Origin of the sequence: Microbacterium sp. ER1 (assembly GCF_023383675.1) — a bacterium.
Taxonomy (GTDB): domain Bacteria; phylum Actinomycetota; class Actinomycetes; order Actinomycetales; family Microbacteriaceae; genus Microbacterium.
In genome coordinates this window covers 13,893-33,175 of sequence record NZ_QCXO01000126.1, presented here as the reverse complement: position 1 = coordinate 33,175, position 19,283 = coordinate 13,893, and the positions used below count along the sequence as shown (strand labels likewise).

Here is a 19,283-nt window from a genome sequence, read left to right as displayed (position 1 = left end):
GCCGATCGGCGGATGACGAGGCGGAGGCCGTCGGGGAGACCCGGCGGCCTCCGTCGTTTCCGCGGGGTCGGGGCGTCGCCCGCCGCCGACTAGACTGGGGGCATGCCCGAACCGAAAGTCGCCAGATTTCCGGCGATCCGCGGTGCGCTGAAGTTCTACCAGATCGCGTCGATCATCACGGGAGTCATGCTGCTCCTGCTGCTCGCCGAGATGGTGCTGAAGTACACGCCCATCCACCTCGAGCTCTTCGCCGGAGGATCGGGCGGCCCTCTCTGGTTCGCCGGCGTCATCGCGGGGCCGGACTGCCAATGGTGGTCGCTGTTCGCGCCGTGGACGAACTCGTGCGAAATGACCTCCCTCGGGGACGGCTTCAACATCTCGCTGTTCATCCTCGTCGCCCACGGCTGGTTCTACGTGGTCTACCTCTTCGCGTGCTTCCGCATGTGGAGCCTGATGCGCTGGCCGTTCCGCCGGTTCATCCTCCTCGCGCTCGGCGGCGTCATCCCGCTGCTGTCGTTCTTCATGGAGGCGATCGTCGCCCGTGAAGTCAAGACCTATCTCGCCACCCGGGAGGCCGCTGAGGCCTCCGCGATCGCCCCGGAAGGTGTCCGTTGACCGAACAGTCCGAGACCCAGCAGCGCCCCGCGCTCGTCGTCGACTTCGGCGCCCAGTACGCGCAGCTCATCGCCCGCCGCGTCCGCGAGGCCGGGGTCTACAGCGAGATCGTGCCGCACACCGCCACGGCGGAGGAGATCGCCGCCAAGAACCCTGTAGCGATCATCCTCTCCGGCGGACCTTCGTCGGTGTACGAGGAGGGCGCGCCGAAGCTCGACCCGTCGGTCTTCGACCTCGGCGTCCCCACGCTCGGCATCTGCTACGGCTTCCAGTACATGGCCCAGACCCTCGGCGGCGAGGTCGCGCACACCGGCCTCCGCGAGTACGGCGCCACGGATGCCGTCATCTCCGGTGACGGCGGCACGCTGCTCAGCGGGCAGCCGACCGAGCAGAACGTGTGGATGAGCCATGGCGACCAGGTCGCGAAGGCACCGGAGGGCTTCGAGGTGCTCGCGACGACGGAGGCCACGAAGGTCGCCGCCTTCGCGAACGAGGAGCGCGGCTTCTACGGCGTGCAGTGGCACCCGGAGGTCAAGCACTCGGATCACGGTCAGCGCGTGCTCGAGAACTTCCTCCACAAGGGTGCGGGCCTCGCGTCCGACTGGAACCCCGACAACGTGATCGCCGAGCAGATCGAGCGCATCCGCGAGCAGGTCGGCGACGCCCGGGTCATCTCCGCGCTGTCCGGCGGCGTGGACTCCGCCGTCTCGACCGCTCTCGTGCACAAGGCCATCGGCGACCAGCTCACTGCCGTCTTCGTCGACCACGGTCTCCTCCGCAAGGGCGAGCGCGAGCAGGTCGAGAAGGACTACGTCGAGTCCACCGGTGTGCGGCTCATCACGGTCGACGCCGCGGAGACCTTCCTCGGTCACCTCCAGGGCGTGACCGACCCCGAGGAGAAGCGCAAGATCATCGGCCGCGAGTTCATCCGCGCGTTCGAGAAGGTGCAGCTCGACCTCGTGGAGGAGGCGAAGGCCGACGGCGGCGCCCCGGTGAAGTTCCTCGTGCAGGGCACGCTCTACCCGGACGTGGTGGAGTCGGGCGGCGGTGCGGGCACCGCCAACATCAAGTCGCACCACAACGTGGGCGGTCTTCCGGACGACCTCGACTTCGAGCTCATCGAGCCGCTGCGGGCCCTGTTCAAGGACGAGGTCCGCGCGATCGGCCGCGAGCTCGGCATCCCCGAGGCGATCGTCGGGCGCCAGCCGTTTCCGGGGCCCGGTCTCGGCATCCGGATCATCGGTGAGGTCACCGCTGACCGCCTCGAGATCCTGCGTGAGGCCGACGCCATCGCCCGCGAGGAGCTGACCAAGGCCGGGCTCGACCAGGAGATCTGGCAGTGCCCGGTCGTGCTCCTCGCCGACGTGCGCTCGGTGGGCGTGCAGGGCGACGGCCGCACCTACGGCCACCCGATCGTGCTGCGTCCGGTCTCCAGCGAGGACGCGATGACCGCCGACTGGACCCGTCTGCCGTACGACGTGCTCTCGAAGATCTCGAACCGGATCACCAACGGTGTCCGCGACGTCAACCGGGTGGTGCTGGACGTCACGTCGAAGCCGCCGGGGACGATCGAGTGGGAGTAGGGGGCGCGATGCCCCCGGTCTCGGCACCGGTCCTCCCGGACGCCGAGTACCTGGTGCTGTCCAGCCGTCTGATCCCCGGGCTGGACGGCGGGTACACGATCGCGACACTCGCGCGAGCCCGGCTGCTCGCCGGAGCGGGCGCCGGCGAGGGCCGGGGTCCGCAGCTGCTGACCTTCGATCCGGGGACGATCGCCGATCACGCCGAGCATCGCCGCGTGTTCGCCGACCGCGGCGCGCTTGCGGACCCGGATCGTCTGCGGAACCTCTTCGACGAGGCCGTCGCCCCGGAGGGCGGAGCCGCCGCCTGGCTGCGAGACGCGGCTGATGACGCGGTGACGGCCGACCCCGACGTGGAGTACCGGGTGCTCGCGGACCCGGAGGGTCGTCCCTTCGTGGCCCTCCCGGTGATCCCCGGCGACCCGGACTGGCACCTCACGGACGAGCCCGTCCTCGTCCACGACGAGAGCGGTGCGGTCGTCGGGGCGCTGCACGGCTTCCGCGGGCTCTACGGTGCCTGGCTCGACCACGTCACGGCGGCGCTGGGCGACCGGCCGATCGTCGTGATCTGCGAATCGCGTCAGCTCGGCGAACTGGTCGCCGACTGGGACGACCCGCGCGTGCGCATCCTGCACCCCATCCACACCGTGCACGTCGAGGCTCCCTACACGCCGGACGCACCCATGAACACGCTCTGGACGCGGTGGTTCCGCCTGGCCGACCGCTTCGACGCGGTGATCTGGCCGACGGCCACGCAGCGCGACGACGTGGTGGCGCGATTCGGCTCCTCCGCGAACCACGTCGTGGTGCCGAACCCCATCGAGCCCGTGGAACGTCGGGAGAGTCTGCGCGAGGACGGCCTCGTCGTCGTGCTGGGCCGACTCGCGGCGGGCAAGCGCGTCGACCACGCGATCCGCGCCTTCCTGGCGGCGGACGTGCCGGGCACCCGGATGGAGGTCTGGGGCACGGGTGCGGAGGAGCAGCGGCTGGCGGCGCTGATCGCCGAGCTCGACGGCGCCGACCGCGTGCGGCTCTGCGGGTACACCGCCGATCCGGCGACCGTGCTCGATCGTGCGTCCGTCCTGGTGACCTCGACCGCGTTCGAGGGACAGCCGCTCGGCGTGGTCGAGGCGCTGCTGCACGGCACCCCTGTGGTGTCGTACGACGTGCGGTACGGCATCCGCGATGTGCTCGGCGCTGGCGGAGGTGTGCTCGTGCCCGCCGGTGACATCACGGCGCTGGGGGAGGCCCTGCGGGACCTCCTGACCGATCCGGACCGGCTCGCGGCGCTCCGCGCGGAGGCGCCGCTCGTCGCGGCGGCCTGGAGCCCGGCGCGCTCCGTGGAGGCGCTGACCGCGACGATCGCCGCGGCCGTCCGCGCTCCCTCGCGGCGCTGACCGTCCGCGACCCGGCCGACCGCCGGGGAGTCGCGGACGACGTCCCGGCGGTCGACGGTCCTATCGCGTGCGCCGCCGGAAGGCGGTCACTCCGACCGTGACGGCGCCGGCTGTCAGCAGCAGTCCGCCCAGGAGCAGCGCCATCGTCGGGACATCGCCGCCGGTCGCGGCGAGGTCGCCGCGGTCGCCGCGCGACGCGCCGCCGACGGGAGAGGCAGCGGCGTCATCGTCACCCCCGGAGTCCGGGTCCTCCGGCGTGCCGGGATCGGTGGGATCCGTCGGAGTTCCCGGATCGGTGGGATCCACCGGCTCGTCCACCGCGACAGCCACCGGCGCGCTCTCGACGGCGGCCGCGTCCAGCGCGGTCACCACCCAGGTCTCCGTCGCGGCGCGCGCGGCGGCCGGGGCCTCGTCGGCGGCGAGGGGGAAGCGGAACGACGCCGCACCGCCTGCCCAGACCGTGTCGACCAGCGCGCCCGGGGTGGTGACGATCTGCGCCGGATCGCCGGTACCGCGATAGATCGCATACTGGCGGGCCTCCCGCGCGTCGCCGGCCTGCCAGCGGAGCTCGGCGTCGATGACCTCGGGGGCCACCGGGGCGGCCACCTGTCCGTCCGAGAGCCAGGGCTTGGCCGGAACGAGCGTGGGGTGGGCGAAGGCCTCGCCCTCGAGGAGCTCGATCGCGGTGTTCTTCGCCTCGTGCTTGGGCTGCTGATCTGCGGGCAGAGCGGCCAGGTCGCTCGGCTTCATGTCGTTGTAGCTGAACAGGACGCTGCCCTCGATGCCGTCGAGCTTCTGGTTGTACCGGATCTGGTTCGGCACCTCCTCCGGGTTCATCCAGGCCTGCTCCCAGCCGCCGTTGTTGACGTGCTTGTAGAGCGCATGCCCCACGTAGACCTGGGTGCGGCTGCCGGCGGCCACGTCGCTCCACCACTGCGCCAGCTCCCCGTAGGGGGCGGCGGCCTGATCGAAGCTCCAGTAGATCTGCGGCACGATGTAGTCGATCAGCTCGTCCTGCACCCACCCGCGGGTGTCGGCGAAGACCGCCTGGCTGTACGTCTGCGACGAGCTCGTCGGCGTGTGGGATCCGGCCGGGTCGAGCGCCTCGTGCTCCCAGATCCCGAACGGGCTGATGCCGAGCTGCACGGCGGTGCCGCGGGCCGCGTTGCCGGCGTCGACCGCGTCGCCGACGAGGGTGATCAGACCCGTGATGTTGTCGCGCCGCCACGCCTCGATGCCGGCGACGGTGTCGGGATAGCCCGCCGTGAGGCCGAACTCCTCGAACGTCGCCCGGTCTTCACCCTGCGCGCCGAAGAACACGTTCTGGCCGTCGACGGTGATCCGGTACGGGTAGAAGTAGTCGTCGAAGTGGATGGCGTCGACGTCGTAGTTCTCCGTGATCTCGGCGACGGTGGCCGCGACGTACGCGGGGACCTCGGGCTGGCCGGGGTCGAGGAACAGCTTCTCCTCGAACGACAGGACCCAGTCGGGGTGCTGCACGGCGAAGTTGTCGTCGGCGAGGATGCCGGCGTCGTTCAGTGCCGCGATGTACTGCGGGATGGAGAGTGCCTTCACCTGGTCCGCGGTGAGGCCGAGGGCGGTGAGGATCCCCGGCGAGGTCATCTTCGCGTTGGTCACGCGATAGGGGTTCAGCCACGCGTGGAACTCCATGCCGCGGGCGTGGGTGGCCTCGACCATGCGCTGCAGCGGGTCATAGCCGGGATCGGCGCCCTGGGTGCCGGTGAGGAACTCGGACCACGGGTTGAGTGCCGACGGGTAGTAGGCGTCCAGCAGCGGACGCACCTGGAAGATCACGGCGTTCATGTTCCAGGAGGCGAAGTCGTCGAGCACCGTCGCGTAGCGGGCGTCGAAGTCCGCCGCGTCGGCGGGTTTGCCGAAGTTCAGGTTGCCGATCGTCCCGACCCAGGCGCTGGAGAAGCGGCGGTTCTCCGGCGTCAGCGTCGTGGGGATGGCGACCTGCTCGCCGGATCCCGGATAGGTGTACACGGGCTCCGTGCCGTAGCCGTAGGTGCCGGAGGCGTCCTTGACGTACCGGGTCAGCGGCTCCTCGTCGGGGGCCGCTCCGGCGGTCGTGGGGAGCGCCAGCAGGAGCAGGGCGGCCGCGGCGGTGGCGGCGATGCGTCTCTTCATCGAGTCCTCGTTCGATCTGGAAAAGAATTTCCACTGAAAGGGGTTGAACTGAAACTCTATGCCGATGTGGCTCTCGGCAGAAGACCGGGAGGAATTTTCGCCCCGATGTCGATCTCCGCCGTTCCCGTTCGACGACTGTGATGAGAGGGTCGAGGAACGGCCCTTCGGAACAAGGAGAACATCATGAAGTTCATGCTCATCATGCGCGCGACCGACGACGCGGTGGCGGCCTATCAGGAGATGCCCTTCGAACAGGTCATCGAGGCCATGGGCCGCTACAACGAGTCGATGATGAAGGCGGGCGTCCTCGTCGCCGGGGAGGGCCTGACCGACGCGGCGGAGGGCTTCGTCGTCGACTTCAGCGCCGAGAAGCCGCTCATCACGGACGGCCCCTACGGGGAGACGAAGGAGCTCTTCAACGGCTTCTGGATCATCGAGGTCTCCTCGCGCGAGGAGGCCGCGGAATGGGCGAGCCGGGCGCCGCTCGGACCGGGATCGTTCCTCGAGGTGCGCCGGGTGACCGGCCCGGAGGACTTCCCCGCCGACAACGAGTGGATCGAGAAGGAGGCGGGCTGGCGGGAGGAGCAGGCCCGCCGCGCCGAGCAGGCGTGACCCCCGTCCGCTGATGGACGGCTTCCCGGGCCCCGCGACGACCTCGGCCGCCTCTGCGCAGGAGGCGGCCGAGCGCGCGGTCGCGGCCGTGTGGCGCATCGAGTCCGCGCGCATCGTCGGCGCACTGACGCGGATGGTCGGCGACTTCGGCCTGGCGGAGGATCTCGCGCAGGAGGCCCTGGTCGCCGCGCTGCGGCAATGGCCCGCCGAGGGCGTGCCGCAGAACCCCGCCGCGTGGCTGACGGCCGTGGCGAAGCGGAAGGCGGTGGACGGATGGCGCCGCCGCGAGCGGCTGGACGACCGTCTGGCGCTGATCGCGAACGACCTGGAACAGGAGCAGGCGCAGGGGCACGAGCTGCCGTGGGACCCGGATGCCGTGGACGACGACGTGCTGCGCCTTCTCTTCATCGCGTGCCACCCGGTGCTCTCCCGGGAGGCGCAGGTCGCGCTGACGCTGCGGGTCGTGGGCGGTCTGACGAGCGAGGAGATCGCCCGCGCCTTCCTCGTCCCCACGGCGACCGTGCAGCAGCGGATCGTGCGCGCGAAGAAGACGCTGGCGGCCGCGCACGCGCCGTTCGAGGTGCCACCGCGGGAGGAGCATGCGGCGCGGCTCGGCGCGGTCCTCGGGGTGCTCTATCTCATCTTCAACGAAGCGCACGCGGCCAGCAGCGGTCCCGAGTGGATGCGGCCGGAGCTGAGCGACGAGGCCATCCGGCTCGCCAGGGTGCTCGCCGCGCTGCAGCCCCGGGAACCGGAGGTGCACGGCCTGCTCGCGCTCCTGGAGCTCACGGCCGCACGCTTCCCGGCGCGGACCGACCGGAACGGCGACCCGGTGCTGCTCGCGGATCAGGACCGTCGGCGGTGGGACCGCAGCCGCATCGCGCGGGGGAGAGCGGCCCTGGCGCGGGCGGACGGACTCGGCCGCGGACGCGGGCCTTACAGCCTGCAGGCCGCCATCGCCGAATGCCATGCCGTCGCGCCGTCCGTGGACGAGACCGACTGGGACCGCATCGTCGTGCTCTACGAGGCGCTCGGCCGGCTCACCCCGTCCCCGGTGGTGGAGCTCAATCGCGCGGCCGCCGTGGCCATGGCCACCGGGCCCGCCTCCGCCCTGCGGCTGCTCGACGACCTGGCCGAGTCCGGCGCGCTGCGCGGGTACCACCTGCTCCCCGCGACCCGGGGCGAGCTGCTGCGCCGACTCGGGCGGGAGAGCGAGGCGCGCGGCGAGTTCGCGACCGCCGCGGCGCTGGCGGGCAACGACCGCGAGCGCGAGCTCCTAGAACGCAAAGCGCGAGGGGCCGAGCGCTGACCTGACCGTCCGCGGCACGAAAAGACCCGCCCCTCACGGATGCTCTCGCAGCCGTGAGGGACGGGCGTGGGTGACGCGGAGCGCGTCGAGTGGGGTCTGCGTCAGTCGTTGACCCGCTGGCCGCGGCCGGCGATGAGACCGTAGATCAGCAGCACGATGATCGAACCGCCGATGGCGAGGAGCCAGGTGCCGAGGTCCCAGAACTCGGTGAGCGGACGGTTGAGGATCAGGCTGCCGAGCCAGCCGCCGAGCAGGGCGCCGACGACGCCGAGCAGCAGGGTGATGAACCATCCGCCGCCCTGCTTGCCGGGCAGGATCAGCTTCGCGATGGCTCCGGCGATGAGGCCGAGAAGAAGAAAGCCGAGAAAACTCATAGTCAGCTCCTTGGGTCAGGAGCCCCGGGGTGCCGGGGCTTCGTGACACCTACTGTGCCCGGCCGCGGAATCGCGTGCCAACCCCTTGCGCGCTCCCTCCCGGATATGGCAAGAGGCCCGCCTCCCCAGGGAGACGGGCCTCTCATCGCGACGGATCGCGTCAGTTGTTGCCGCGGGCGATCGCGATGATCCGCAGGATCTCGACGTAGAGCCAGACGACCGTGACCATGATGCCGAAGCCGCCGAGCCAGCCGTACTTGCGCGGAGCGCCGTTGCGCACGCCCTGCTGGATCTGGTCGAAGTCGAGCACCAGCGAGTACGCCGCCATGATCACGACGAGGACGCCGATGATGAGGCCGAGCGGGATGCCCATGATCTCCTGGCTGAACAGCCCGAAGGCGTTGGTGTTGACACCCGTCCACATGAGGACGAGGTTCAGGAGCGAGAAGACCAGGTAGCCGATCATCGCGATCATGAAGATCTTGGTCGCCTTCTTCGAGGCGCGGATCTTGCCGCTCGCGAAGAGGGCGAGGGTCACGCCGACGACCGAGACGGTGGCGAGCGTCGCCTGGAAGACGATGCCGGGCCAGCGGACCTCGAAGAACGCCGAGATGCCGCCGATGAAGAGACCCTCGAAGGCCGCGTAGGCGAAGATCAGTGCGGGGCGGACCTTCTTGCGCGAGGTGAAGGTGATGACCATCGCCAGCACGAAACCGCCGAGCGCCCCGAGGGCCCAGGGCAGCACGTTGACGGCGGCGGGGTTGTACGGGTCGTAGCGCGGCACGTCGAGGCCGCCGAGCGTCAGCACCCAGCCGACGACGGCGGTGACGAGGAGGATGCCGAAGAGGCCGGCGGTCTTCCACACGGTGTCCTCGACGGACATCCGGTCGGTCTCGAGGGCGCCTGCGGCGGGAGCGGCGTACATGCCCTCGAGCTGCGCGTTGGCGGCGGCATCCATCGCGCCGTGCTGGAGCGACGCGGCCTGCGCGCCCTGAGCGCCCTGGGGCGCACCCGGGTAGGTCGCGACGTTGCGCGGGTCCTGCTGCTGGAAAGCAGGATTGTTGAAAGCGAAGTTGCTCATCAGGTGGGCCTCACTCCAAAAGGGGGGTCGTAGGTCGCTTTCCTCCACGATACCCGTGAGGCGACACTCCCGGGGTGCCTTACGCTGTGAGCGTGCCCAGCAAATCTCCGCTCGTCATCGGGCATCGCGGTGCCCCGGGTCACCGACCGGAGCACACCCGTTCGTCTTACGAGCTCGCTCTCGCGATGGGGGTCGACGCGGTCGAGCCGGACGTGGTCGCCACCCAAGACGGTGTCCTGGTCGTGCGGCACGAGAACGAGATCTCCGGCACCACGGACGTCGCCGATCACCCGGAGTTCGCGGATCGCCGCACGACGAGGCGCGTGGACGGCGCCGCACTGACCGGCTGGTTCACGGAGGACTTCACCTGGGCGGAGCTGTCCACGCTGCGCTGCCGGGAACGGCTGCCGAAGCTCCGGGCGTCCAGCGCCTCCTTCGACGGCACGGAACCCATCCTGCGCCTGCGCGACGTCCTCGACCTCGTGCGGGCGGCCGCGCAGGAGCAGAGTCGGCCGATCGGCGTCGTGCTCGAGGTGAAGCACGCCACGCATTTCGCGAGCATCGGACTCGACCTCGCGCCCCTCATCGCGCGGGAGTTGCGCGACGCCGGATGGGCGGCGGAGGAGCTGCCGCTGATCGTGGAGAGCTTCGAGTCGACCGTGCTCGGGCAGCTCCGCGCCGCGGGCGTCGACGCGAGCTTCGTGTACCTGATCGAGGCGGCGGGACAGCCGTACGACCTGCTCGTCGCCGAGGGGTCGAAGGCCCTGAGCTACCCGGAGACCGTGACCCCCGGGAATCTGGACCGCCTCGTCGGTCAGGTCGACGGGATCAGCGTCGACAAGAAGATGCTCCTGGTGCCGGGCACGACGCTGGTCGCCGATGCCCATGCTCGCGGCCTGACCGTCTTCACCTGGACCTGCCGTCCGGAGAACGCCTTCCTCGCGGCGCCCTACCGCGGTCCGGGAGGCAAGAGCGCTTTCGGGCACTACGAGGCCGAGTGGGGCGTGATCGCCCGGCAGGGCGTGGACGGCGTCTTCGTCGACCACCCCGATCTCGGCGTGGCGTTCTTCCGCAGTTGACCCGTCGGGGTCAGAGCGTGCGGTCGAACGCGCCCTGACGGGTGGAGACGATCTCCTTGCCGAGCGGCATGAGCGACACCGGGACCATCTTGAAGTCGGCGATGCCCATCGGGATGCCGATGATGGTGATGCACAGTGCCAGTCCCGACACGATGTGGCCGAGCGCGAGCCACCACCCCGCGAGGATGACCCAGAGCACGTTCCCGAGGAACGAGCCGACGCCGGCCGTCGGCTTGCTGACGACCTCGCGGCCGAACGGCCAGATGGCGTAGGCGGCGATGCGGAAGGACGCGATGGCCCACGGGATCGTGATGATCGGGATGCACAGCAGCAGGCCGGCCAGCACGTAGCCGAGGAAGAGCGCCCAGCCCGCGAGGATGACCCAGATGATGTTGAGGATCGTGCGCATACAGCGATTGTGTCACCCGCGGGGCGGCGCGGCTGGGCATCAGCCCGGAGGTCCCCGGCGCTCGCGCCCGGCGATGCCAGACTGACCGCATGACCGGAATAGTGGTGGACGACGTCAGCAGGGCGTTCGGGGACGTGCAGGCCGTGCGAGGGGCCACGCTGCGCGCAGAGGCGGGAAGGGTGACGGGCCTGGTGGGCCCGAACGGCGCGGGCAAGACGACGCTGCTCCTGATGCTCGCCTCGTTGCTCGCCCCCGACAGCGGCTCGATCCGCATCGGCGGCATCGACCCCGAAGCCGATCCGCTCGCGGCGCGTCGCGTGCTGGGGTGGATGCCGGACGCCCTCGGCGCCTGGCCCTCGCTCACGGCCCGCGAGACCATCGTGACCACGGCCCGCCTCTACGGGATCGACCGCGCGGACGCGGAGCGGCGGGCGCAGCACCTCCTCGGTCTCGTCGGCCTGGGAGAACTCGCGGACTCCGCCGCGAAGGTGCTCTCCCGGGGGCAGAAGCAGAAGCTCGGCCTGGCCCGCGCTCTCGTTCACGACCCGCAGGTGCTGCTTCTCGACGAGCCGGCGTCGGGCCTCGATCCCGAGGCCCGCGTGCAGCTGCGGGTGCTGCTGCGCCGCTTCGCGGCCGAAGGGCGCACGGTCCTCATCTCCAGCCACGTGCTGTCCGAGCTGGAAGAGGTCGTCGACGACGCCGTCTTCCTCGTCGGCGGGGCCGTTGTGGATGCCGCTCCGGCGCAGAGCACGGTCCGCGCCTGGCGGGTGCGGCTCGCCGGTGCCACCGCGGAGCGCCTGAACGCGGACACGTGGCAGGTCGCGTCGACACTCGGGCTGGCGCCCGAGTCCCTCGCCGTGGACCGCGGCGCCGTCCTCGTCGGCTTCCCCGGGGAGGACGCCGCCGCCCGGTCGCTGCGTCTCCTCGTGGAGGCGGGGCTGCCGGTCGCGGAGTTCGCACCCGCGCAGAGCGATCTGGAGCACACGTTCCTCGCACTCCGGCACCCGCAGCCGCCCGCGGGGACGACCCCGCCGCCCCCGCCGCCTGCAGCGCCCCACGGAAAGGAGGCGGGAGCATGAGCCTCGCGAACATCGGCGTCATCGCGCGCCTGGAACTGACCCAGCGGCTGCGGAGCATCGGCTGGTACGTGCTCCTCGGCGTCTTCGCGCTGGTGCTCCTCGGCGTCACCGGCCTGTCGTTCGCCGTGTACTCCTGGGGGGAGGACGTCGGGGCGGGCGTGTCGTCCATCGTCGTCAACGTGGTCCTGCTGCTCGTCGTGCTCGTCTCGCCGACGCTCAGCGGCAACGCCATCAACGGCGACCGGGAGGCGGCCACGCTCGCGCCGATCCAGGTCACCGCGGCATCGACCGGCGACATCATGCTGGGCAAGCTGCTCGCGGCGATCGCGACGGGCGGCGCGTTCCTCCTGGTGGCGGTTCCCTTCCTCGCGGCGTCGCTGCTGGCGGGCGGGACCGATCCGATCGTGCTGTTCGTGGCGCTGCTCATCCTCGCCGTCGAGATCGTCATCGTCGCCGCGATCGGCGTGGGGCTGAGCGGCCTCATCGCCCGCCCGCTGTTCTCCGTCGCGTCCACCTACCTCGTGGTCTCGGCGCTCGTCATCGGCACGATCATCGTCTTCGCGCTCGGCGGCCTGGCCGTGCGCAGCGAGGCGACGAGCTACAGCCGCCCCTACGACAGCAACGGCAACGTGGACTGCGAGAGCTGGGAGAGCTACACGTACGAGGCGCCGCGGTTCGACCTCGTGTGGTGGGCGCTCGCCGCCAACCCGTTCGTCGTGCTCGCCGACGCGACCCCCACCGAGTTCAGCAAGGACGGCTACCCGGTCGACCTCTACGGGCAGATCAAGTGGGGCGTCCGCAGCGCGCAGCTCTCGCCGCTGGAGCAGCGCTGGGACGACTGCGATCCGGAGAGCGGCTCCCAGACCGCCGAGGAGGTGATCGACGAGACCGTGCCGAGCTGGTTCGTCGGGCTCGGCGTGCAGGTCGTGCTCGCCGGGGCGCTGTTCGCGGGAGCATGGGGCCGCACCCGGACGCCCGCGCGGCGGCTGCCGCCCGGCACGCGGATCGCCTGAGCGGAAGAGGGGGATGCGCGTGATGCGTCGAGCCGGTAGACAGGACACGCGGACCGACCGCCGCGACGGAGGGGCCGCATGAGCATCGCATTCCTCCTCACGACCCTGGTGGTCGTCGCCACCCCGGGAACCGGGGCGGTGTACTCGGTGGCGATCGGGATCTCCCAGGGGGCGAGGGCCGGCGTCGTCGCCGCCCTCGGCTGCACGCTGGGGGTCGTCCCGCATATGGTCGCCGCGATCACCGGTCTGGCCACGATCCTGCACGCCTCCGCCGTCGCGTTCGAGGTCATCAAGTGGTTCGGTGTCGCCTACCTGCTGTACCTCGCGTGGCGGACGCTGCGGGACGCCTCGCTGAAGCCGGCGGAGGAGGACACCGTGCCCGCGTCGTCGTGGCGGATCGTCCGCACCGCCGTCCTCATCAACCTCCTGAACCCGAAGCTGACCATCTTCTTCTTCGCCTTCCTGCCGCAGTTCGTCGCCGCCGGAGGCACCGGAGCCACGGCGCAGATGATCGTGTTGAGCCTGGTCTTCATGGCGGTCACCTTCGTCGTGTTCGCCGCGTACGGGATCTTCGCGGCGACCATGCGCACGCGCGTCCTCACCCGGCCGAAGGTGATGGCGTGGCTGCGGCGCTCCTTCGCGGCGACCTATGTGCTGCTGGCGGGGCGTCTGGCGCTCGAGACCCGTTAGGCCGGGACCTCGATGTCGGTGCCGCCGCCTAGACTCGAGAGGTCATGACCGAAGCCCCTCTCATCGTCCCCGGTTCCGTCGGCCCGCAGTCCTCCGGCGCCCCCGCGCAGGACGACCTCCTCGCCGGCCTCAACCCCCAGCAGCTCGAGGCCGTCACGTATCGCGGCCCCGCGCTGCTCATCGTCGCCGGTGCCGGCTCGGGCAAGACGAGCGTGCTCACGCGCCGCATCGCCTCGCTCCTGCGCAGCCGCGAGGCGTGGCCGAGCCAGATCCTAGCCATCACCTTCACCAACAAGGCCGCCGGCGAGATGCGCGAGCGCGTCGAGGGGCTCATCGGCGACGCCGCGCGCGGCATGTGGATCTCCACGTTCCACTCCGCGTGCGTGCGGATCCTCCGCCGCGAGGCGCAGCAGTTCGGGTTCACCAAGAACTTCACCATCTACGACTCCGGAGACTCCCGCGCCCTCCTCAAGCGGCTGGTCAAGGAGCACGAGGCCGACGCCTACGGCCTCACCCCGGCGGCGGTCCAGGGGCGCATCTCCAAGCTCAAGAACGAGCTCTCCGATGCCGAGTCCTACGCGCGACAGGCCAACATGAGCGACCCGGCCGAGCGCGTCTTCGTCGAGGTCTTCGCCGACTACCAGCGCCAGCTCCAGAAGGCCAACGCCTTCGACTTCGACGACCTCATCGGGCAGACGGTCTACCTGTTCCGGGCGTTCCCCCAGGTCGCCGACACCTACCGCCGCCGCTTCCGGCACATCCTCGTCGACGAGTACCAGGACACCAACCACGCGCAGTACGCGCTCATCCACGAGCTCACCCGTCCGGTGTCCGGCGTCGGCGCGACCCCCGAGCCCTACGCCTCCAACGGCATGATGATCTTCGAGCCCGACCCCGAGCCGGCGCCGGGCGCCGGTGAGGCCGGGGCGTCGCTGACGGTGGTCGGCGACTCGGATCAGTCGATCTACGCCTTCCGCGGCGCGGACATCCGCAACATCAGCGAGTTCGAGCGCGACTTCCCGGGGGCGAAGGTCGTGCTCCTCGAGCAGAACTACCGCTCGACGCAGAACATCCTCTCCGCGGCGAACGCCGTCATCGGCAACAACTTCGACCGCAAGGACAAGAAGCTCTGGAGCGACCGCGGCGAGGGCGACAAGATCATCGGCTTCACCGGCTACTCGCAGCACGACGAGGCCCAGTTCGTCGCCGACGAGATCGAGGCCCTGCACCGCAAGGGCATGCCGTACTCGGAGATGGCCGTCTTCTACCGCACGAACTCGCAGTCCCGCGCGCTGGAGGAGATCTTCATCCGCTCGGCCGTGCCCTACAAGATCATGGGCGGCACGAAGTTCTACGAGCGCGCCGAGATCAAGGACGCGCTGGCCTATCTCGTGGCGGTCGCCAACCCCGCCGACGAGATGGCGGTGCGCCGCATCCTCAACAAGCCGCGGCGCGGCATCGGCGACGTCACCGAGACCGCCATCGCCCGCTTCGCCGAGGAGCACGGCATCTCCTTCCGCGACGCCCTGTCGCTTCCGGGCCAGCTCGGCGTCGGCCCGAAGATCCAGGCCGCCATCGCCCAGCTCGACGCCGTGCTCGCCGAGGCGACCGCGATCACGCTGCCGCCGACGGGCGAGGTGCCGCCGCCCACCTCCGTGGCGGACGGGCTCAGCCTGCTGCTCTCCAAGAGCGGCTACCTCGACGCGCTGCGCGCCAGCCGCGATCCGCAGGACGAGGCCCGCGTGGAGAACCTCGACGAGTTCGTGGCCGTGACCCGCGACTTCGCGCGCAACAACCCCGAAGGCACCATCACCGACTTCCTCACCGAGGTCGCGCTGGTCTCCGACGCGGACGACCTCGACGACGAGTCCGGATCGGTCTCGCTCATGACCATGCACACCGCCAAGGGCCTGGAGTACGACGCGGTCTTCGTCACCGGCGTGGAGGAAGACCTCATCCCGCACCGCATCTCGGCGGGGGAGCCCGGGGGACCGCAGGAGGAGCGACGCCTGTTCTACGTGGGCATCACCCGCGCCCGCAAGCGCCTGCACCTGTCCCTGGCGATGACCCGCGCGCAGTTCGGCGAGGTGACGGTCGCCATGCCCAGCCGGTTCCTGCAGGAGATCCCGGCCTCCCTCATCGACTGGAGGCAGTCCCCGGGCGACGTGAACTCCCGCGGGGGCATGCAGTCGCGTGCGCTGAACGCCCGTCGCTCCGGTGGGTCCGGCGACCGCTTCGGCGTGAAGGCCCTGCCCCGCGAGTCCCTCAAGCCGCTCTCCACGGCGATGGACAAGATCCCCAACCGCGTCACCGCCAAGATGCGCGACAACGGCGACCTCGAGCTCGCCGCCGGCGACCGCATCCGGCACGACGACTTCGGCGAGGGGAGGGTCGACGCCGTCACGGGCGAAGGCGCCAAGCGCATCGCCCATGTCCGGTTCGACACGGCAGGGCAGAAGAAGCTGCTCATCAAGGTCGCCCCGATCCAGAAGCTCTGACGTCGCGGCGGAGAGGGCGGGGAGACACGGTTAGGCTGGCTCCCATGGCCCTCTTCTCCCGCCGCAAGAAGTCCGGCGACGACGCCGTCGCTCCCGCCCCCTCCGCCGCTCCGGCCACCGAGAGCGAGGAGGACGCGAGCACGGCGACCGAGGAGTCGGAGGCTCCGACGGCCGAGGCCTCGCCCACCGTCGGCATCTCGGTGCAGGCGTTCCGCGGTGTCGGCGCCGAAGCCGGGCCCGAGGTCGCGCTTCCGGATCCGGAGGCCGCGGCGGCAGCCGCGGCGCCCGCTGCCGCGCCGACGCCGCCGAGCTCCACCGCGGAGCCCGCGGCACCGGCGGCCGAGCGGAAGCTCCCGCTCGCTCCCGCGCTCCCGCCGGAGCAGACCGAGACCGTGGCGGGGATGAAGGACAACGTCCTCCTGCGCGAGTCCCTGGCGCAGATCGAGGCGGGGGCCTCGAACGAGCAGCTCCTCGGGGTGCTCCGCCAGGCTCTCCAGGGGCACCTCTACATCCGCGTGAACGGCGATGCCCGCGCGCAGATCAGCGAGGGCAAGCCGCTCGCCGTCGCCGTGGTCCGCGACGGGGAGCGCCAGTTCATGCTGGCGTTCAGCTCGGCGGCCGCCGTCCGGGATTCCGTGCAGCTCGAAGCCGACCCGTCCGCGACCTCCGCTGTCGCCCAGCCGACGACCTCGGTGATGCAGCAGGTCGTCTCCGGCGACTTCGCAGGTCTCATCATCGACAACGCGTCCGCGCCGCATCGTGTGGTGTTCCCCACCGAGCTCCTGCAGAAGACGCTCGAGCAGGCCGACGTCGACATGACCGTGAAGTCCCTGCTCGCGGCACCGCGGGAGCAGGACTCGCCCGCCAAGGTGGGCGAGGCTCTCGCCACAACGCGCATGTGGGTGGCCGTGAACGACGGATCCGGAACCGGGCAGGTCGGCATCGCCGAGGCGCAGACCGCCGACGGCCGCCGCTTCCTCCAGCTCTTCTCGCACCCGCTGGAGGTCATCGCGCTCGGCCGGGGCGATCGCCCGCTGCCGTTCGAGCCGGACCAGCTCGCGAAGGTGCTGTCGAGCCACTCCGAGATGGCCGGCGTCATCATCGACTCCGCAGGGCCCTCCATGGTGGTGGAGCGCGACGCCCTCGCGCCGGTGCTCGTGCGCGCGGTGCGGATCGAGGACTGACGGCGCGCACACCCGGAGTCGCCGGGGGTTCCGCGGGTCGTGACCGCGCCCTAGGGTCGGAGCATGGCCTCTGAACGCGTGACCCTGACCGTCGCCGACACCGATGGAGAGCGTGAGGTCGCGCTCTCCAGCCCGAACCGGGTCGTCTGGCCCGACCTCGGCATCACCAAGGCCGAGCTCGCCGAGTACGTGCAGCTCGTGTCGGTGCCGTTCCTCGCGGCGAACGGCAACCGGCCGGTGTCCCTGGAGCGCTTCCGGGACGGCGTGGGGACCGCCGGAGGACCGCGGCCGGAGGGCTTCTTCTCGAAGAACCCGCCCAAGGGCACTCCGGACTTCGTCGACGCCGTCACGGTCACGTACAACAGCGGCCGCCGCCATCCTCAGATCGTCCTGAACCGCACCAGCGCGATCGTGTGGGCGGTGCAGATGAACACCATCGTCTTCCATCCCTGGGCGTCGTTGGCGACCGATTCCGACAACCCTGTCGAGCTGCGGATCGACCTCGACCCGCAGCCGGGCACCGGCTTCGCCGAGGCCGTCCCCGCGGCCCACGCCCTGCGGGAGGTGCTGCGGGAGGCCGGCCTCGAGGCGTTCGCGAAGACGAGCGGCAACCGGGGCCTGCACGTCTTCGCCCCGATCGAGCCCACCCACGAGTTCCTCGACGTGCGGCATGCCGTGATCGCCGCCGGCCGGGAGCTCGAGCGCCGGATGCCGGACCGGGTCACGACGAACTGGTGGAAGGAGGAGCGCGGCGAGCGCCTCTTCGTCGACTTCAATCAGGCCAACCGCGACCGCACGATGGCCGGCGCGTACAGTCCGCGTGCCCTCCCCGGTGCGACCGTCGCGACGCCCGTGCACTGGGAGGAGCTCGACGATCTCGACCCGCGCGCCTTCACCGTGCGGAGCATCCCGCAGCGGCTCGAAGAGGTCGGCGACCCGTGGGCCGACATGCAGGCGAAGCCCGGGCGCATCGACACGCTCCTGGAGTGGTGGGAGCGCGACACGGCGAACGGCCTCGGGGAGCTGCCCTTCCCGCCGGAGTTCCCGAAGATGCCGGGCGAGCCGCCGCGCGTGCAGCCGAGCAAGAAGAACGCCGCGAACTGGGACGCCGACGGCAACCCCGTCGACGACTGAGCGGGCTCAGCTCAGGACGTCGGCGAGGTCATAGCCCTCGACGGTGTCGAGCTGGTCGTACGTGCAGGAGCGGGCGTCGCGGTCCGGCCGCCACCGCTCGAACTGCACGGTGTGACGGAAGCGGGCGCCCTCGAGCTGGTCGTACCGCACCTCCAGCACCCGCTCGGGACGCAGCCGCACGAACGAGACATCCTTCGACCCGCTGAACCGCGAGCGCTCGCCCTCGCCGGTCACCGCCGCGCCGTCCTCGTCACGCTCGACCAACGGTGCGAGCTCCTCCACGAGCTGCTTCCGCTTCGCGTCGCTCCATGCCGCGACCCCGCCGACCTGACGCAGGGTCCCCTCGGCGTCGTAGAGCCCGACGAGCAGCGACCCGACCCCGGTGCCGGACTTGTGGATGCGGTAGCCGAGGGCGACGACGTCGGCGGTCCGCGCGTGCTTGATCTTGAAGAGGGTGCGCTTCCCCGGTGCGTACGGCTGCGCCAGCGGCTTGGCCACGACGCCGTCGAGGCCCGCGCCCTCGAACTCCTGGAGCCAGCGGACGGCGGCGTCACGGTCGCGGGTGGTCCTGGTCAGGTGCAGCGGGTGCTCCACGGACTCCATGAGCGTCTCCAGCCGGGCCCGCCGCTTCTCGAACGACTGGTCGCGCAGGTCGTCCTCACCGGAGGCGAGCAGGTCGAACGCGATGAACAGGGCCGGGGTCTCGACGGCGAGCTTCGCGACCCGGGAGGCGGCCGGGTGGATGCGCTGGCTGAGGGCCTCCCAGTCCAGACGCTGCGCGCCGTGCGGACCCGTGGCCACGACGATCTCGCCGTCGAGGAGGCAGGGCACGGGCAGCAGCTCAGGGATCGCATCGACGAGCTCCGGGAAGTAGCGCGTGAGGGGCTTCGCGCCGCGGGACCCGATCTCGACCGTCTCGCCGTCCCAGGCGATGAGCCCCCGGAACCCGTCCCACTTCGGCTCGTAGAGCAGCCCACCCGGGGTCTTGTCGGGGTCGGGGACGGCCGCGACGGCCTTGGCGAGCATAGGGGCCGGGATCTCGTAGCGCATGCACCCATCCTGGACCGGGCGGCGAGCG

General features: G+C 70.9%; 17 protein-coding genes. 12 read left to right on the top strand and 5 right to left on the bottom strand.

The window, feature by feature from the left end; translation table 11 throughout:
- Positions 1–102: 102 nt before the first annotated feature.
- The 3 genes from BV453_RS04480 to BV453_RS04470 are packed head-to-tail and all read left to right on the top strand — an operon-like array spanning position 103 to position 3,592.
- Entirely contained in the window at positions 103–615 is a 513-nt protein-coding gene (locus BV453_RS04480; RefSeq protein ID WP_025103749.1) for a DUF3817 domain-containing protein, read from the top strand.
- Positions 612–2,198: a glutamine-hydrolyzing GMP synthase gene (gene guaA, locus BV453_RS04475; RefSeq protein ID WP_062635878.1), complete on the top strand. Its 1,587-nt coding sequence runs from the start codon at positions 612–614 to the stop codon at positions 2,196–2,198. Before BV453_RS04480 ends, guaA begins: the two co-directional genes overlap by 4 nt.
- A gap of 8 nt (positions 2,199–2,206) precedes the next feature.
- Positions 2,207–3,592 (top strand): glycosyltransferase, encoded by a 1,386-nt coding sequence (locus tag BV453_RS04470; RefSeq protein ID WP_249520986.1) that lies wholly within the window; start codon positions 2,207–2,209, stop codon positions 3,590–3,592.
- A 60-nt stretch (positions 3,593–3,652) separates the two neighbouring features.
- On the opposite strand, the gene BV453_RS04465 is transcribed toward BV453_RS04470, so the two are convergent.
- Positions 3,653–5,743 carry a glycoside hydrolase family 10 protein gene (locus tag BV453_RS04465; protein ID WP_249520985.1) on the bottom strand — a complete coding sequence of 697 codons (2,091 nt, stop codon included), beginning with the start codon at positions 5,741–5,743 and terminating at the stop codon, positions 3,653–3,655.
- Positions 5,744–5,926: 183 nt separating this feature from the next.
- On the opposite strand from BV453_RS04465, the gene BV453_RS04460 reads away from it, so the two are divergent.
- Entirely contained in the window at positions 5,927–6,355 is a 429-nt protein-coding gene (locus BV453_RS04460; RefSeq protein ID WP_025103753.1) for a YciI family protein, read from the top strand.
- A gap of 13 nt (positions 6,356–6,368) precedes the next feature.
- Positions 6,369–7,664 carry an RNA polymerase sigma factor gene (locus tag BV453_RS04455; protein WP_249520984.1) on the top strand — a complete coding sequence of 432 codons (1,296 nt, stop codon included), beginning with the start codon at positions 6,369–6,371 and terminating at the stop codon, positions 7,662–7,664.
- A gap of 101 nt (positions 7,665–7,765) precedes the next feature.
- On the opposite strand, the gene BV453_RS04450 is transcribed toward BV453_RS04455, so the two are convergent.
- Together BV453_RS04450 and BV453_RS04445 are read right to left on the bottom strand one after the other, a co-directional pair.
- Positions 7,766–8,038, bottom strand: a complete 273-nt coding sequence (locus BV453_RS04450; protein ID WP_025103755.1) for a GlsB/YeaQ/YmgE family stress response membrane protein — start codon at positions 8,036–8,038, stop codon at positions 7,766–7,768.
- A 160-nt stretch (positions 8,039–8,198) separates the two neighbouring features.
- A complete protein-coding gene (locus tag BV453_RS04445; protein ID WP_025103756.1) occupies positions 8,199–9,119 on the bottom strand; it encodes a Bax inhibitor-1/YccA family protein in 921 nt (306 codons plus the stop codon).
- Positions 9,120–9,211: 92 nt separating this feature from the next.
- Between BV453_RS04445 and BV453_RS04440 the strand changes: the two genes are divergently transcribed.
- Positions 9,212–10,198 (top strand): glycerophosphodiester phosphodiesterase family protein, encoded by a 987-nt coding sequence (locus tag BV453_RS04440; RefSeq protein WP_249520983.1) that lies wholly within the window; start codon positions 9,212–9,214, stop codon positions 10,196–10,198.
- Positions 10,199–10,208: 10 nt separating this feature from the next.
- On the opposite strand, the gene BV453_RS04435 is transcribed toward BV453_RS04440, so the two are convergent.
- Positions 10,209–10,607, bottom strand: a complete 399-nt coding sequence (locus tag BV453_RS04435; RefSeq protein WP_060922036.1) for a YccF domain-containing protein — start codon at positions 10,605–10,607, stop codon at positions 10,209–10,211.
- Between the two features lie 89 nt (positions 10,608–10,696).
- On the opposite strand from BV453_RS04435, the gene BV453_RS04430 reads away from it, so the two are divergent.
- From BV453_RS04430 to ligD, 6 genes are all read left to right on the top strand, one after another.
- A complete protein-coding gene (locus BV453_RS04430) occupies positions 10,697–11,686 on the top strand; it encodes an ABC transporter ATP-binding protein (RefSeq protein ID WP_249520982.1) in 990 nt (329 codons plus the stop codon).
- Positions 11,683–12,699, top strand: a complete 1,017-nt coding sequence (locus tag BV453_RS04425; protein ID WP_249520981.1) for an ABC transporter permease — start codon at positions 11,683–11,685, stop codon at positions 12,697–12,699. The genes BV453_RS04430 and BV453_RS04425 overlap by 4 nt, the downstream gene beginning before the upstream one ends.
- Before the next feature lie 78 nt (positions 12,700–12,777).
- Positions 12,778–13,389, top strand: coding sequence for a LysE family translocator (locus BV453_RS04420; RefSeq protein WP_249520980.1), 612 nt, complete (start codon positions 12,778–12,780; stop codon positions 13,387–13,389).
- A 44-nt stretch (positions 13,390–13,433) separates the two neighbouring features.
- Positions 13,434–15,887: an ATP-dependent helicase gene (locus BV453_RS04415; RefSeq protein ID WP_025103762.1), complete on the top strand. Its 2,454-nt coding sequence runs from the start codon at positions 13,434–13,436 to the stop codon at positions 15,885–15,887.
- Positions 15,888–15,931: 44 nt separating this feature from the next.
- Complete coding sequence (locus tag BV453_RS04410; RefSeq protein WP_249520979.1) at positions 15,932–17,071, top strand: SseB family protein; 1,140 nt, start codon at positions 15,932–15,934, stop codon at positions 17,069–17,071.
- A 63-nt stretch (positions 17,072–17,134) separates the two neighbouring features.
- Positions 17,135–18,205 (top strand): non-homologous end-joining DNA ligase, encoded by a 1,071-nt coding sequence (gene ligD / locus BV453_RS04405; protein ID WP_025103764.1) that lies wholly within the window; start codon positions 17,135–17,137, stop codon positions 18,203–18,205.
- 6 nt (positions 18,206–18,211) lie between these two features.
- Here ligD and BV453_RS04400 read toward each other — a convergent pair whose 3' ends face one another.
- On the bottom strand, positions 18,212–19,255 hold the full coding sequence (locus BV453_RS04400) for an ATP-dependent DNA ligase (RefSeq protein ID WP_249520978.1): 1,044 nt from the start codon (positions 19,253–19,255) through the stop codon (positions 18,212–18,214).
- Positions 19,256–19,283: the final 28 nt, after the last annotated feature.